Origin of the sequence: Pseudomonas sp. SCT (assembly GCF_003864275.1) — a bacterium.
GTDB lineage: Bacteria > Pseudomonadota > Gammaproteobacteria > Pseudomonadales > Pseudomonadaceae > Stutzerimonas > Stutzerimonas stutzeri_AE.
In genome coordinates, this window is record NZ_BDJA01000004.1 from 1 (window position 1) to 13,708 (window position 13,708).

The following is a 13,708-nucleotide window of genomic DNA, read 5'->3' on the forward strand; positions in this document are numbered from 1 at the left end:
GAATCCGCCATCCGTGCAACCCTTTTATTTCGCTAACCTTTTGATTTACAAGAGGTTTTGCTTAAGGACTGCGCCGGAAGTGGTGCGCATTATAGGAGCCTGAAAACTAACGTCAACCGTTTATTTCAGTTTTGTTCGGGCTTCAGCGTTACACGAGCAAACGACTTTTTGCCAGCCTGGCAAACGTGGGTTGCACCGAGCTGGAATACAAAGCCACGATCCACGACTTGGCCGTCAACACGCACACCACCAGAACCCAACAAGTCACGAGCCACAGCGGCATTCTTAACAAGCGCAGCCTTATTAAGCACCGACGCGATAGGCATACCCTGATCGGATGTCAGCTCGATTTCCGGAAGATCCTCCGGCAATTCTCCATCCTTCATGCGATTGCCCGCCGAGCGATGCGCTGCAGCCGCAGCTTCTTCACCATGGAATCGCGCGACTATCTCCTCCGCCAGCTTGATCTTGATGTCGCGAGGGTTGGCCCCACGCTCAACATCCAAACGAAGCTCGTCGATCTCTGCTTGCGCGCGGAAGCTGAGCAGCTCGAAGTACCGCCACATAAGCGCATCAGGAATGGATACCAATTTGCTGTACATGACGCCCGGCAGCTCCTGGATACCTACATAGTTGCCGAGAGACTTGGACATCTTCTTGACGCCGTCCAACCCCTCAAGCAACGGCATCGTCACCACGCACTGGGACGCCTGCCCATATGCCCGCTGCAGCTCACGGCCCATAAGGAGATTAAACTTCTGATCGGTTCCACCCAGCTCGATATCGGCCTTGAGCGCCACCGAGTCATATCCCTGCACCAACGGATACAAGAACTCATGGATCGCGATTGGCTGATTAGTCGAGTAACGCTTATGGAAGTCGTCCCGCTCGAGCATACGTGCAACGGTGTACTGAGAGGCCAGGCGGATGAAGTCAGCAGGAGTCAGCTTGTCCATCCATGTCGAGTTGAAGGCCACCTCGGTTCGAGCAGGATCAAGAATCTTAAAAACCTGCGCCTTGTACGTCTCGGCGTTTTCAAGAACCTGGTCCCGTGTCAGCGGTGGCCTCGTAGCACTTTTGCCACTTGGGTCACCAATCATCCCTGTGAAATCCCCTATAAGGAAGATCACTTGGTGCCCCAGCTCCTGCAGCTGCCGCATCTTATTAATGAGCACAGTGTGCCCGAGGTGAAGGTCCGGAGCGGTAGGATCGAAGCCAGCCTTGACGCGCAGAGGCTCGCCCCGCTCGAGCTTAGCGACCAGCTCCGACTCGACGAGCACCTCATCAGCGCCCCGTTTGATCACCGACAGTTGCTCTTCAACCGACTTCATGGCAAGCCCTATACCATTATGAAAGGGCGACAACCTTACAAGATCGCTGGGCGATTACAAGCCACAGCGTACCGGCCAGCAGATCAGCCTCAGCGAGGGTTGCCTCCGATGGGCTTTGCTTATATTTTAGACAGTTATTTCCCGTACAAAATAATGCCAGAAGCCCAATGATGCCTTCCAAATCAAAAGCTCCGAACTACCCCAAGAGCCATCTCCTGGCTGCGAGTGGTGTAGCTGCGCTGCTGAGCCTGGCGCTCCTCGTATTTCCATCACGTGAAGTCGAGGCCAAGAAGACTTTCATCGATCTGAAGCTTGAGACTTCTTCTGGGCAGATCTTCATCGAGCCCGACCAGAAAGAGTCCACCCTAGCCCAGTCTCCGTTCTCCTCCGCAAGCCAGCTGGAACCTTCCGCTGAAGCCCAGCATGAGATGCCGCCAGAAGCGGATGCCGGCCAGGAAACCAGCGCAGCAGAGGATCCTCTGACAAAAACGGTTGTGGTAGCCAATGGGGATACGCTATCGACCGTATTCGCCAAAGTGGGCTTGTCACCGTCGGTAATGCACGCGGTACTTGCGAGCAGTCAGGATGCGAAGCAACTTTCACGGTTGAAGATCGGCCAGGCCTTGGAGTTCAAGCTGACCGAGGATGGCGAGCTGGCCAACCTACGCAGCAAACTCAACAGCCTGGAAACCTTGGCGCTTGAGAAAACGGCCGATGGATATGCATTCAAGAAAGAGCAGGTCAAACCAGAGGTGACCTCTGTTTATGCCCGGGGCGAGATTGACAGCAGTCTGTTCCTCGCAGCAAAGCGCGCGGGCCTTAGCCACAACCTGACGATGGACCTGGCCAACGTGTTCGGTTACGACATCGACTTCGCCCTAGACATTCGAAAGGGCGATAGTTTCGAGGTCATCTACGAAGAGAAAACCGTTGAAGGCGAACGGGTCGGGACGGGCAATATTCTCGCCGCTCGTTTTACCAACCGAGGCAAGACCTACTCCGCCGTTCGTTACACCAGCAAGGACGGTGCTACCAGTTACTACAATGCCGATGGCACCAGCATGCGCAAGGCGTTTATTCGTACACCAGTGGATTTTGCGCGGATCAGCTCGCGCTTTTCCAACGGACGCAAACACCCGATTCTGAACAAGATTCGCGCGCACAAAGGCGTCGACTATGCGGCACCGCATGGAACACCGATCAAAAGCGCCGGTGACGGCAAGGTTCTGCTCGCCGGACGCAAAGGCGGCTATGGCAACACTGTGATCATCCAGCACGGCCAACGCTACCGCACCCTTTACGCACATATGCAGGGCTTCGCCAAAGGCGTGCGTAATGGCTCCACGGTGAAGCAGGGACAGATCATTGGCTATATCGGCACAACGGGTCTATCCACCGGCCCGCATCTGCATTACGAGTTCCAGGTTGATGGCGTGCATGTTGATCCGCTGGGGTTGAAACTACCAATGGCCGATCCGATTGCGCAGAACGAGAAACAGCGTTTCATGCAGCTGAGCCAACCGCTAATGGCACGGATGGATGAAGAGAAGGCCACCATGCTGGCCCTGAACCAGCAGTAAGCATGACTCTTTATCTGGGAGTGATGTCTGGTACCAGTCTCGACGGTCTGGACATCGCTCTCATAGAGCAGCATACCCAGACCCGACTGATCGCTACGCGCTTTCAGGAAATGCCAGCCACACTTCGCCAAGAGCTGTTGGCGCTCTGCTCGACCGGAGCGGATGAGTTGGCACGGGCGGCGATTGCCGAACAACGCTGGGCTACATTAGCCGCCGAAACGATCAACCAGCTACTCTCCGACCAGCAACTGTCTCCTCAAGCAGTGCGCGCCATTGGCAGCCACGGGCAAACCGTACGCCATGAGCCTCATCTTGGCTTCACCATTCAGATTGGCAACCCACCACTTTTGGCCGAGCTTACCGGCATCAGCGTCGTCAGTGATTTTCGCCGACGCGACGTTGCGGCCGGGGGCCAGGGCGCACCGCTCGTTCCTGCGTTCCACGAATCCGTTTTTGGCGACAAAGAGCGCATCCGCGCTGTTCTCAATATCGGTGGATTCAGCAATCTGAGCCTCCTGTGTCCCGGCAGTCCCACCAACGGCTTCGATTGTGGTCCCGGCAATGTGCTCATGGATTCCTGGATCCAGCGCCATCGGAACCAGGCGTTCGACCGCAATGGCGACTGGGCGGCAAGTGGGTCGGTCGATGAGGAACTGCTAGCTGCGCTGCTGAGCGAGGAATTCTTCACGACTCAAGGACCAAAGAGCACCGGACGGGAGCTCTTCAATCTGAACTGGCTGGACAAACACCTTGCCGAGCATGGCCACCTAAGTCCCGAGAATATCCAGGCGACGCTGCTAGAGCTGACCGCGAAGAGCATCGCCGATTCCCTGATGACGACCCAAGCAGAGACACAAGACCTTCTGGTATGTGGCGGCGGAGCACATAACGTTGCCTTGATACGACGACTGCAAGCATTGCTCCCCAGCTGCGACGTACGAAGTACGGAGAGTGAGGGTGTACCGCCGGACTGGGTAGAGGCGATGGCGTTCGCGTGGCTGGCGCACTGCTGCCTGGAGCGCATACCCGCTAATCGCCCAGCGGTTACCGGCGCGCGAGGTGATCGGATCCTGGGCGCGATCTATCCGGCCTAAAATGAAAACGCCGTGCATTGCACGGCGTTTCTGAAAGCGGCAAACCTCAGATCGAAAATGACTGACCACATCCACACGTGGTCGTAGCGTTCGGATTCTTGATTACAAAACGGGAGCCTTCCAGGCCTTCCTGATAATCAACTTCCGCGCCGGCCAGGTACTGATAGCTCATCGGATCGACCACGAGACTGACTCCCTCTCGCTCGATAATCGTATCGTCGTCGGCCACGTCCTCGTCGAACGTGAAGCCATACTGGAAACCCGAGCAGCCGCCTCCAGTGACGAAGACACGCAACTTCAAGCGAGGGTTGCCCTCCTCATCGACCAGGCTCTTCACCTTGCTCGCTGCCCCCTGACTGAACTGGATGGCGGTGGGCGTGAAGGATTCGACACTCATTCGGTTCTCCTGGCGTGAAACGCCCTACTGCGTTGACGGTGCATTATCGGCTTTCCTGACAAAACCGGTCAACTATTAGACCGGTAGCTCTTATTAACGCCGATCAGGGCAGCAACGCCACGTTGCCAAGCCCCAGCCTTTCGTCAAGGTCGAACAGGATATTCATGTTCTGAATTGCCTGACCAGATGCGCCTTTCACAAGATTGTCGATTACCGACAACACCACAACCAGATTGCCACCTTGCGGACGATGCACGGCGATGCGGCAAACGTTGGCGCCACGAACGCTGCGTGTTTCGGGGTGGCTACCTGCTGGCATCACGTCTACAAAGGGCTCGTTGGCATAACGTTGCTCGTAGAGGCGTTGCAGGTCCACGGACTTGTCTTCGACAGTGGCATACAGAGTCGCGTGAATACCGCGAATCATCGGCGTCAAGTGAGGAACGAAAGTCAGGCCGATATCGCCGCGGGCGGCACGACGTAGCCCCTGGCTGATCTCTGGCAAGTGGCGATGCCCTTTTACTGCATAGGCCATCATGCTTTCGCCCGCCTCGGTAAACAACGAACCGATCTTAGCCGCACGCCCAGCACCGCTTAACCCGGACTTGCAATCTGCAATCAAGCGCGAGGCATCGGCCAATCCGTTCTCGAGCAGCGGCAGGAAACCGAGCTGCGTGGCAGTGGGATAGCAACCGGGAACGGCGATCAAGCGTGCCTTTCTGATCTGCTCGCGATTGACCTCCGGCAAGCCGTAGACGGCTTCCGGAAGCAGCTCCGGAGCACCATGGGCTTGGCCATACCACGCTGCCCACTCATCGGCGTCCTGCAGACGAAAATCGGCAGACAGGTCAATGACCCGTGTTCCGGCCGCCAGCAACTCACCGGCCAATGCATGCGCGACGCCATGGGGCGTGGCGAAGAACACGACATCGCACACGCCCAGCGTCGCAGCATCCGGGACGCTGAATGCGAGATTGTCATAGTGGCCGCGCAGATTCGGATACATGTCGGTGACTTTGACGCCATCCTCGGAGCGAGAGGTGATAACCGCCACCTCGGCCTGCGGATGCTGGGCAAGCAGGCGTAACAACTCGACGCCCGTATAGCCTGTGCCGCCAACGATACCGACCTTGATCATGACCTGCCCTCGAATGAACGTGTAAAAGCGCGATGATAAAGCTGCTTGGCGCCGGGGCCAACCGGCGGGATGACGGAGGCGATCCCAGCCACTACTATCGACGCATTCTTCTTCCCAGGATTCAACCAATGCTCTATCTGTGGCTCAAAGCCTTGCACATCATCGCCATCGTCTGCTGGTTTGCCGGCCTGTTCTATCTCCCTCGTTTGTTTGTCTATCATGCAATGAGTGAGGATCAGCCTAGCCGTGAGCGTTTCAAGGTAATGGAACGCAAGCTTTACCGCGGCATTATGCTCCCATCGATGATCGCAACCCTCGTGTTCGGGATCTGGATGGTCATTCTCAACCCCGGCCTGTTCAGCACAGGTGGCTGGCTGCATGCCAAGCTGGCCTTGGTGTTGGTGCTGGTCGGTTACCACCATATGTGCGGCGCGCAACTGAAGCGCTTTGCACGAGATGAAAACGTCCGGGGGCACGTCTTCTACCGGTGGTTCAACGAAGTACCTGTGCTCTTTCTGCTGGCCATCGTGATTCTCGTCGTCGTCAAGCCGTTCTGACGCCTGCGGCCTTTGCCCAGGCTGCCGACAAGCATTGTGTTATCCGTGTCCGAGTCCCGATTGATCGCAGTTGTGTCGAGCTGGCCAGGCTTCTAATCTGCACCATCATTTATTTGTGACATGGACGCCACATGCAAGAAGCCCACTTCAAGATCGTCTTCAATGGCGAACTGATGCCCGACATGCCAGTCGAGACGGTCAAGTCGAACCTGGCAAGGCTGTTCAAGACAGACGCAAGCAAGGTCGAACGCCTCTTCGGCGGTCAGGACGCGGTAATCAAAACGAGGCTCAGCCAACAGGACGCCGATAAGTACCTTGCCGCACTCCACCGTGCGGGGGCGAAAGCCCGCAAGGAGCCAGAGCGCGCGGTGCCTGCGCTGAGCCTGGTGCAAACGGAGGAAGAGCGCTCAGCTGCGGAGTCTGAAAGAGCTGCAGCCAGCGTCATGACCTGCCCTAAATGCGAACACATACAAAGCCAGGCCAGCGAATGCACGGCGTGCGGCATCATTATTGAAAAGTACCTGGCCCGTCAGGCACAGCTTCGCGACGCCTCTGCAATGCAAGGCAAAAGCACAATCCAGTCTCCTTACGCGTCGCCATCCGCAGACGTTAATGAAACCATGCCGCTCCATGGCGAGCTAAAACCGCTTTCCATCTCTGGACGCATCGGTCGACTGCGCTACCTGGCATGGTCGCTGGTAGTCATGCTTACAGCGACGGGCTTGTTCGCGATAGCGGCATTGCTCATGCCGATATCCAGCACGCTCGGATTTGTTTGTGTGGCCGTGGTCGGCATCGGGATGCTGGTAGTGAGCGTCCAGATTGGTGTCCAGCGCTTGCATGACTTTGGCTGGTCCGGCTGGCTGATCCTGCTCAACCTGGTTCCGCTACTGGGCAGCCTTTTTCCCTTCTTCATGCTGCTTATGCCGGGAAATCGGGAGGTCAACCGCTACGGCTCACCTCCACCGCCCAACAGCCGCTCGGTGAAGGTGCTCGCCGCGTTGTGGCTGGTGCTGATCATCTTCGGCTTGGTAGCGGCATTGACCGTCCCGGCGCTGGTGGACATGCGCCGCGGAGCCGCCCTCTAACTTCTCCGAGCCCGGCTCAATCGGCTTGCACGGTTCGCCCTTGAGCCCATAAGCGTAACGCCTCCAAACGCTCGGCCATGACGATCGACAGCGGAGATGTCGCGCGGATGCACTCGAGCAACATCGGCTGATCGACCTGCCGCTGCTGAGCCTGGGCGGCATACACGGCACTCACAACAACCTGCTCGATTTCGGCACCAGAGAAACCGCTGGACGCCTCGGCCAACAACGTCACGCCCAGATCATCAGGCCGTAGCTCGCGACGAGCCAGGTGAATACGGAAGATTTCCTCACGCGTCGTATCGTCTGGCAAGTCGACAAAGAACAGCTCGTCAAAACGGCCCTTGCGCAACAGCTCCGGTGGCAGCCGATCAATCGCATTCGCGGTGGCAACCATGAATACCGGCGCCGAACGCTCGGCCATCCAAGTCAGCAGCGTACCGAGCACCCGCTGACTGACTCCACCATCCATATCGCCTGTCGCCAGGCCTTTTTCGATCTCGTCCATCCACAGCACACAAGGCGCCATCTGCTCAGCCAACGTCAGCGCCTCGCGCAGATTGCGCTCGGTTTCGCCGAAATACTTGTTGTAGAGACAGGCAAAGTCGAGCCGCAGCAATGGTAAACCCCACAGCCCTGCTACGGCCTTGGCGGCGAGACTCTTGCCGCCGCCCTGCACACCAACCAGCATCACGCCACGCGGCAGATCATCGCCCCTCCCGCCCAGGAATGCGCCCTGCCGCTCCGCCAGCCAACGCTTGAAATTGGCCAGTCCGCCCACCTCGGCAAAACGGGCGGTCTGATACTCGAAGCTCAGCACGCCTTCGAGATCCAGCATCTGGAACTTCGCTCGATTAAGCTCGGGCAGATCCTCCTGGGTAATTGCACCGTCATCGCAGATCACGTTGCGCGCCAGCGCCCGCGCTTCAGCGTGACTGAGGCCGCGCAGGTTTTTTACGACCTGCTGCAGGGTTCGATTGTCCGTGCGTACACGGGCGCCGCGGTTGCGCTCGCTCCATAGAGTGGCTTCTTCACGAACGATGGCAAGCAGCTCCTCCTCTGCTGGTAGCGAAAGGCTGAAGCGTGCCGCATAACGCTGGACCTCTGGCGGAAGCTTGAGCGCATGCGAGACCAGCACCAGGGTCGGCGCAGTGGATGCTTCTCGCATCGCCACGTCCTTGAGTAGCCGCACCAGCTTGGGCTCGCTGAGAAACGGATGGAGGTCGCAGAACACATACAGGTTTGCTCGGAGGTCATGCTTGACCAGCTTCAGCGCAACCTCAGGGGAACAACTGTCCTCACCGCCCTGCTGCTCGCCGTCGAACCCTAGGTGCCGCAGCCCGTCGGTCGCAGACCACACGTACAAGCCCAGCCCCTGGCGTACGGCGAGCCCGGTCAGCGTCTCAAGCACTCTGCGCTCATCCCATGATTCGACCATCACCAGCTTGACCCGCGAATCCAGGACCAATGCGAGATCATGTATATCGTTCTTCACCCAACCTCCCTGTACGCTCACTGGCGCGTAACCGCCCTGATACACTGTGTGACCGAGTCTCCCCTGGAGAACAGTCATGGATTGCTTGTTCTGCAAGATCGTGTGTGGGGATATTCCCGCACACAAGTTCTATGAGGATGATCAGGTTATCGCTTTCCATGACATTTCGGCGCAGGCACCGGTGCACTTTCTGGTAATTCCGAAGAAGCACATCGCCACACTGAATGATCTGAGCGAGGAGAACGACAAGCTGCTGGCCGGGCATATCCTCCTCACCGCCCAGAGGCTGGCGCAAGAACAAGGCTGCCAGGAAGGCTTCCGCGTGGTGATGAATTGCAACGACCTCGGAGGCCAGACCGTCCATCACATTCACATGCACGTACTCGGGCAGCGACAGATGCATTGGCCGCCGGGCTGAGCTACCACTCCAGCCCCTGCAGCCCCAGCAACCTGCTAGCGGTCTAATCTTGTTCCGGAGGACATATGACCAGCCAACGCCACTACTCCCCAGCCGACCGCCTGCTGATGCAGGCCGATGCGGCATTGCGAACCCTGCTGCCCTTCAGCGGGCAGCCCGCACGGCCATCGCCGGCCGTGCTGAAGAACGAGAGCGAACTTAGCGAGAGCGAAACCCGTCACGTGGCAGGTTTGATGCGCATCAACCACACCGGCGAAGTCTGCGCCCAGGCGCTGTATCAGGGGCAGGCTCTGACAGCCCGCCTGCCGCAGGTGCGTCAGGCAATGGAACAGGCCGCGGATGAGGAGATCGACCACCTTGCATGGTGCGAACAGCGCATTCGTCAACTAGGCTGCCATACCAGCGTGCTCAATCCTCTGTTCTACGGACTGTCGTTCGGTATCGGGGCGTCCGCGGGACTTATCAGCGATCGCATCAGCCTGGGCTTCGTCGCCGCGACCGAAGACCAGGTATGCAAGCACCTGGACGATCACCTCGGCCAACTGCCGGCAGAAGACGAAAAGTCCCGGGCCATTCTCGAACAGATGCGTGAGGACGAAGCACAGCACTCGACCGCAGCCATCGCGGCTGGCGGCCTGCGCTTCCCTGCGCCGATCAAGTTCGGCATGAGCCTGGTATCGAAGGTCATGACCAAGGCGACATATCGCATCTGACCATTGAAAAGGGCGCTAAGGCGCCCTTTCTGGTGATCTCGCGATGTCTGGTGACGGCTTGGCGAAATGCGCGACAGTCTGTGCGTCGCTTAGCCGAGTTCGACAATCTCGTAGGCGTGGGTAATGTCGATACCGGCACGACCAAGCATGATGGACGCGGAACAGTACTTTTCGGCCGACAGCTCGACGGCGCGCTTCACTTGCGCATCCTTCAGCGCTCGACCTTTGACGACGAAACGCAAGTGGATCTTGGTAAATACCTTGGGGTCCTCGGTAGCGCGTTCGGCCTCGACAAAGACCTCGCAACTATCTACCGCCTGTCGCGACTTCTTCAGAATGCTGACCACGTCGAAGTTACTGCAGCCGCCCAAGCCCAGCAGCAGCATCTCCATGGGGCGTACGCCGAGGTTCCGGCCACCGTTCTCGGGCGGGCCATCCATCACGACGACATGGCCGCTACCGGACTCACCAAGAAACATGGCACCGTCGACCCATTGAATGCGCGCTTTCATCGCCAACTCCAATAAAAACAAGACCGATAGCTTAACATGGGCATTCAAACCGGCCGCGACCACGCACGCGACTAAAGGTGCGTTGACCCGCACGTTTCGGTTGTCGCACCTTTGCAGGCGGTCTACCCAGGTCTGTTAAGCTGACGAAAGCTGAATGACAGCCACATATAACAATAATCAGCCTTTATTTGAGTACTTATCCGGGACCCACAGCATGGTAGCTATCACACTTACGCCCAAGATAAAGAATATCGACAAGTTGCTCGCGCACTGCCATAGACGGCGGTACACAGCAAAAAGCACGATCATCTATGCAGGCGACCGTTGCGAGTCGCTTTTCTTCATTGTCAAAGGCTCGGTCACGATTCTTATTGAAGACGATGACGGGCGCGAAATGATCATCGCCTACCTGAACGCCGGCGACTTCTTCGGAGAGATGGGGCTTTTCGAAAAGGAAGGAACGGAAAAGGAACGCAGCGCCTGGGTTCGCGCCAAGACCGAGTGCGAAGTGGCTGAGCTTAGCTATGCGAAATTCCGCGAGCTGACCCAGCAGGATCCGGACATTCTCTACGCGCTAGGCAGCCAGATGGCCGAACGCCTGCGCAATACCACCCGCAAAGTCGGCGACTTGGCGTTCCTCGACGTCACCGGCCGCGTCGCGCGCACCCTGCTTGACTTGTGCAAACAGCCCGACGCCATGACTCATCCGGACGGCATGCAGATCAAGATCACCCGTCAGGAAATCGGCCGCATCGTCGGCTGCTCCCGCGAAATGGTCGGCCGGGTACTCAAGAGCCTGGAAGCCCAAGGTCTCGTCTACGTCAAAGGCAAGACCATGGTGGTATTCGGTACTCGCTGACCCCGTAAGACCGCTACCTGCCGGCGCGCGATGCGCAGGCAGGCGGTCACTCCGGATCGGCAACGACAGGAGCCACGCGGCCACGCGAACGATCGGGGTAGAACAGGCGCTGCAGTTCTACGCCTGGCTGTTCGGCGCGCATGAATGCCTCACCCACCAGAAACGCATAGACCTGGTTGATCTCCATCAGCTCGACATCGGCGCGATTGAAGATCCCGCTCTCGGTCACCACCAGCCGATCCTTCGGAATCCGCGGCAGCAGATCCAGTGTGGTTTCCAGATTGACCTCGAAGGTATGCAGGTTGCGGTTGTTAATGCCCACCAGCGGTGTTTCCAAGCGCAAAGCACGTTCCAGCTCGGCTGCGTCATGCACCTCGACCAGCACATCCAGCCCCTGTTCCTTGGCTACCGCCGCCAGCTCGTGCATGCGCGCATCATCCAGCGCCGCAACGATCAGCAGAATGCAGTCGGCGCCCAGCGCTCGCGCTTCGACCACCTGATAGGGATCGATCATGAAATCCTTGCGGATTACCGGCAGTGAGCAGGCTGCACGTGCCTGCTGCAGGTACGCGTCGGCACCCTGGAAGAAATCGATGTCGGTCAGCACCGAAAGGCAAGCTGCGCCACCCGCCTCGTAGCTGGCGGCAATTTCGGCGGGCAGGAACGGGTCACGAATGACACCCTTGCTCGGCGACGCTTTCTTCACCTCGGCGATGACGGCCGGCTCCTTACTGCGCACACGCCGCTCGATCGCAGCGGCAAAACCCCGCACCGGATCGGCCACGGCTGCCCGCTGCTCAAGCTCGCCTAGGCCGACTTCAAGACTGCGCTGGGCGACCTCCTCGAACTTGCGCGCGATGATCTTTTCCAGCACGGTCGGCACGCTCATTTCTGATTCTCCTGCTTGAACACTGCGGTGAAGGACACCAGTTCCTCCAGCTTGTCGCGCGCCAGCCCGGTGCTGAGCGCGTCGTGCGCCATCTCGACGCCTTGCTTCAGGCTGCTCGCCAGGTCGGCGGCATACAGCGCGGCACCGGCATTGAGCACGATCATGTCAGCAGCTTTCTGGCCGTTTTCGCTCTGTCGTCGTCCCAGCGCATCACGGATCAAGGCCAACGAGCCCTGTGCGTCCTCGACATTCAGGCCGATCAGACTCTGACTCTTGATGCCGAAATCCTCGGGCTGAATGCTGTATTCGCGGATCTCACCATCCTTCAGCTCAGCGACATGGGTCGGCGCCGCCAGGCTGATTTCATCCAGCCCATCCTGCGCATGCACCACCAGCACATGTTTGCTGCCCAGACGCGACAACACTTCGGCCATGGGCCGGCACAACGCCTTGCTGAACACGCCGAGCACCTGATGACGGACGCCGGCCGGGTTGGCCATCGGTCCGAGAATGTTGAACAGGGTACGCAAACCGAGCTCGCGGCGAGGGCCGGCTGCATGCTTCATGGCGCCATGATGGGCCGGGGCGAACATGAAGCCGACGCCGACCGTATCGACGCTACGCGCCACCTGTTCGGGCGTCAGGTCGAGAAAGACTCCGGCAGCCTCGAGCAGATCGGCGCTGCCACTCTTGCCCGACACGGCGCGATTACCGTGCTTGGCAACCTTGCCGCCAGCCGCGGCAACGACGAACGAGGCAGCGGTGGACACATTGAAGATGTTCATCCCGTCGCCACCGGTGCCGCAGGTATCGACCAGCTTGTCGGTGTCGAAACGCACCGGAGCGGCCAGCTCGCGCATCACCTGCACGGCGCCAACGATCTCGTCGATGGTTTCGCTCTTCATGCGCATGCCCATGAGGAACGCACCGACCTGCGCATCGGTGCACTGACCGGTCATGATCTGGCGCATCACCGCCTGCATCTCTTCGGTGCTCAGGTCGAGCTGACCGACGATGCGGTTGAGGGCTTCCTTGATATCCATCAGCGCACACCTCCGGTCTGCTTCAGAAAATTCGCGAACAGCTCATGGCCCTGTTCGGTGAGGATCGATTCGGGGTGGAACTGCACGCCCTCGATGTTCAGCGTCTTGTGCCGCAAGCCCATGATCTCGTCGACCGAGCCATCGTCCAGCTGGGTCCAGGCTGTGATTTCCAGGGACTCGGGCAACGTTTCGCGCTTGACCACCAGCGAGTGGTAACGGGTGACGGTCAGCGGATTGTTGAGCCCGGCGAACACACCCTGATCATGGTGAAACACCGGGCTGGTCTTGCCGTGCATGGCCTGGCGGGCGCGCACCACATCGCCACCGAAGGCCTGACCGATGCTCTGGTGACCGAGACAAACGCCGAGAATCGGCAACTTGCCGGCGAAATGACGAATCAGCTCCAGCGACACACCCGCCTCGTTCGGCGTGCACGGGCCGGGCGAGACGACGATGCGCTCCGGATTCAGCGCTTCGATCTCGGCCACGCTCAGTTCGTCGTTGCGCACCACCTTGACGTCGGCACCGAGCTCGCCGAGGTATTGCACGACGTTGTAGGTAAAGGAATCGTAGTTATCCAGCATCAACAGCATG

The 13,708-nt window shown here is 58.8% G+C and carries 15 protein-coding genes; 7 read left to right on the plus strand and 8 right to left on the minus strand.

The genetic code is table 11. The features are described 5' to 3' along the window. Positions 1–125: 125 nt before the first annotated feature. Complete coding sequence (tyrS, locus tag BHD08_RS11100) at positions 126–1,331, minus strand: tyrosine--tRNA ligase (protein ID WP_125022268.1); 1,206 nt, start codon at positions 1,329–1,331, stop codon at positions 126–128. A 167-nt stretch (positions 1,332–1,498) separates the two neighbouring features. Between tyrS and BHD08_RS11105 the strand changes: the two genes are divergently transcribed. After that, positions 1,499–2,911: a peptidoglycan DD-metalloendopeptidase family protein gene (locus BHD08_RS11105; RefSeq protein WP_125022270.1), complete on the plus strand. Its 1,413-nt coding sequence runs from the start codon at positions 1,499–1,501 to the stop codon at positions 2,909–2,911. Between the two features lie 2 nt (positions 2,912–2,913). Then, positions 2,914–4,005 carry an anhydro-N-acetylmuramic acid kinase gene (locus tag BHD08_RS11110; RefSeq protein WP_125022272.1) on the plus strand — a complete coding sequence of 364 codons (1,092 nt, stop codon included), beginning with the start codon at positions 2,914–2,916 and terminating at the stop codon, positions 4,003–4,005. Between the two features lie 46 nt (positions 4,006–4,051). Here the strand turns inward: BHD08_RS11110 and erpA are convergent, their stop codons facing one another. Together erpA and argC are read right to left on the minus strand one after the other, a co-directional pair. Beyond that, positions 4,052–4,402 (minus strand): iron-sulfur cluster insertion protein ErpA, encoded by a 351-nt coding sequence (gene erpA, locus BHD08_RS11115; protein ID WP_003285497.1) that lies wholly within the window; start codon positions 4,400–4,402, stop codon positions 4,052–4,054. A gap of 103 nt (positions 4,403–4,505) precedes the next feature. Next, a complete protein-coding gene (gene argC / locus BHD08_RS11120) occupies positions 4,506–5,540 on the minus strand; it encodes an N-acetyl-gamma-glutamyl-phosphate reductase (protein WP_125022274.1) in 1,035 nt (344 codons plus the stop codon). Between the two features lie 128 nt (positions 5,541–5,668). Here argC and hemJ point away from each other — a divergent pair, with 128 nt between their 5' ends. Both hemJ and BHD08_RS11130 read left to right on the plus strand, forming a co-directional pair. Next, on the plus strand, positions 5,669–6,097 hold the full coding sequence (gene hemJ, locus BHD08_RS11125) for a protoporphyrinogen oxidase HemJ (protein ID WP_015278307.1): 429 nt from the start codon (positions 5,669–5,671) through the stop codon (positions 6,095–6,097). A gap of 131 nt (positions 6,098–6,228) precedes the next feature. Then, entirely contained in the window at positions 6,229–7,185 is a 957-nt protein-coding gene (locus tag BHD08_RS11130; protein ID WP_125022276.1) for a DUF805 domain-containing protein, read from the plus strand. Positions 7,186–7,201: 16 nt separating this feature from the next. On the opposite strand, the gene BHD08_RS11135 is transcribed toward BHD08_RS11130, so the two are convergent. Then, on the minus strand, positions 7,202–8,680 hold the full coding sequence (locus tag BHD08_RS11135; protein ID WP_125022278.1) for an AAA family ATPase: 1,479 nt from the start codon (positions 8,678–8,680) through the stop codon (positions 7,202–7,204). Between the two features lie 76 nt (positions 8,681–8,756). Here BHD08_RS11135 and BHD08_RS11140 point away from each other — a divergent pair, with 76 nt between their 5' ends. Together BHD08_RS11140 and coq7 are read left to right on the plus strand one after the other, a co-directional pair. Next, positions 8,757–9,098: a histidine triad nucleotide-binding protein gene (locus BHD08_RS11140; protein WP_125022280.1), complete on the plus strand. Its 342-nt coding sequence runs from the start codon at positions 8,757–8,759 to the stop codon at positions 9,096–9,098. A 65-nt stretch (positions 9,099–9,163) separates the two neighbouring features. Beyond that, the gene (gene coq7 / locus BHD08_RS11145) at positions 9,164–9,811 is read left to right on the plus strand and encodes a 2-polyprenyl-3-methyl-6-methoxy-1,4-benzoquinone monooxygenase (RefSeq protein WP_125022282.1); all 648 of its coding nucleotides are present in this window, start codon (positions 9,164–9,166) and stop codon (positions 9,809–9,811) included. A gap of 89 nt (positions 9,812–9,900) precedes the next feature. On the opposite strand, the gene BHD08_RS11150 is transcribed toward coq7, so the two are convergent. Then, positions 9,901–10,323, minus strand: a complete 423-nt coding sequence (locus BHD08_RS11150) for an OsmC family protein (protein WP_015278312.1) — start codon at positions 10,321–10,323, stop codon at positions 9,901–9,903. Between the two features lie 214 nt (positions 10,324–10,537). On the opposite strand from BHD08_RS11150, the gene crp reads away from it, so the two are divergent. After that, a complete protein-coding gene (gene crp, locus BHD08_RS11155) occupies positions 10,538–11,182 on the plus strand; it encodes a cAMP-activated global transcriptional regulator CRP (RefSeq protein ID WP_122098694.1) in 645 nt (214 codons plus the stop codon). A gap of 46 nt (positions 11,183–11,228) precedes the next feature. Here crp and trpC read toward each other — a convergent pair whose 3' ends face one another. From trpC to BHD08_RS11170, 3 genes are read right to left on the minus strand one after another with little or no spacing between them, the layout of a single operon-like run. Then, positions 11,229–12,071, minus strand: coding sequence for an indole-3-glycerol phosphate synthase TrpC (trpC, locus tag BHD08_RS11160; protein WP_125022284.1), 843 nt, complete (start codon positions 12,069–12,071; stop codon positions 11,229–11,231). Next, on the minus strand, positions 12,068–13,114 hold the full coding sequence (gene trpD, locus BHD08_RS11165) for an anthranilate phosphoribosyltransferase (protein WP_125022286.1): 1,047 nt from the start codon (positions 13,112–13,114) through the stop codon (positions 12,068–12,070). Before trpD ends, trpC begins: the two co-directional genes overlap by 4 nt. Further along, on the minus strand, positions 13,114–13,707 hold the full coding sequence (locus tag BHD08_RS11170; RefSeq protein ID WP_038663434.1) for an aminodeoxychorismate/anthranilate synthase component II: 594 nt from the start codon (positions 13,705–13,707) through the stop codon (positions 13,114–13,116). Before BHD08_RS11170 ends, trpD begins: the two co-directional genes overlap by 1 nt. Between the last annotated feature and the right edge of the window lies 1 nt (position 13,708).

Excerpts from the sequence above, each read along its gene's own strand:
- BHD08_RS11170 (WP_038663434.1), bottom strand. The coding sequence starts at position 13,707 with ATGCTGTTGATGCTGGATAACTACGATTCCTTTACCTACAACGTCGTG.
- BHD08_RS11110 (WP_125022272.1), top strand. The coding sequence starts at position 2,914 with ATGACTCTTTATCTGGGAGTGATGTCTGGTACCAGTCTCGACGGTCTG.
- argC (WP_125022274.1), bottom strand. The coding sequence starts at position 5,540 with ATGATCAAGGTCGGTATCGTTGGCGGCACAGGCTATACGGGCGTCGAG.
- trpC (WP_125022284.1), bottom strand. The coding sequence starts at position 12,071 with ATGAGCGTGCCGACCGTGCTGGAAAAGATCATCGCGCGCAAGTTCGAG.
- coq7 (WP_125022282.1), top strand. The coding sequence starts at position 9,164 with ATGACCAGCCAACGCCACTACTCCCCAGCCGACCGCCTGCTGATGCAG.
- BHD08_RS11140 (WP_125022280.1), top strand. The coding sequence starts at position 8,757 with ATGGATTGCTTGTTCTGCAAGATCGTGTGTGGGGATATTCCCGCACAC.
- crp (WP_122098694.1), top strand. The coding sequence starts at position 10,538 with ATGGTAGCTATCACACTTACGCCCAAGATAAAGAATATCGACAAGTTG.
- BHD08_RS11150 (WP_015278312.1), bottom strand. The coding sequence starts at position 10,323 with ATGAAAGCGCGCATTCAATGGGTCGACGGTGCCATGTTTCTTGGTGAG.
- BHD08_RS11105 (WP_125022270.1), top strand. The coding sequence starts at position 1,499 with ATGATGCCTTCCAAATCAAAAGCTCCGAACTACCCCAAGAGCCATCTC.
- erpA (WP_003285497.1), bottom strand. The coding sequence starts at position 4,402 with ATGAGTGTCGAATCCTTCACGCCCACCGCCATCCAGTTCAGTCAGGGG.
- BHD08_RS11130 (WP_125022276.1), top strand. The coding sequence starts at position 6,229 with ATGCAAGAAGCCCACTTCAAGATCGTCTTCAATGGCGAACTGATGCCC.
- tyrS (WP_125022268.1), bottom strand. The coding sequence starts at position 1,331 with ATGAAGTCGGTTGAAGAGCAACTGTCGGTGATCAAACGGGGCGCTGAT.
- hemJ (WP_015278307.1), top strand. The coding sequence starts at position 5,669 with ATGCTCTATCTGTGGCTCAAAGCCTTGCACATCATCGCCATCGTCTGC.
- trpD (WP_125022286.1), bottom strand. The coding sequence starts at position 13,114 with ATGGATATCAAGGAAGCCCTCAACCGCATCGTCGGTCAGCTCGACCTG.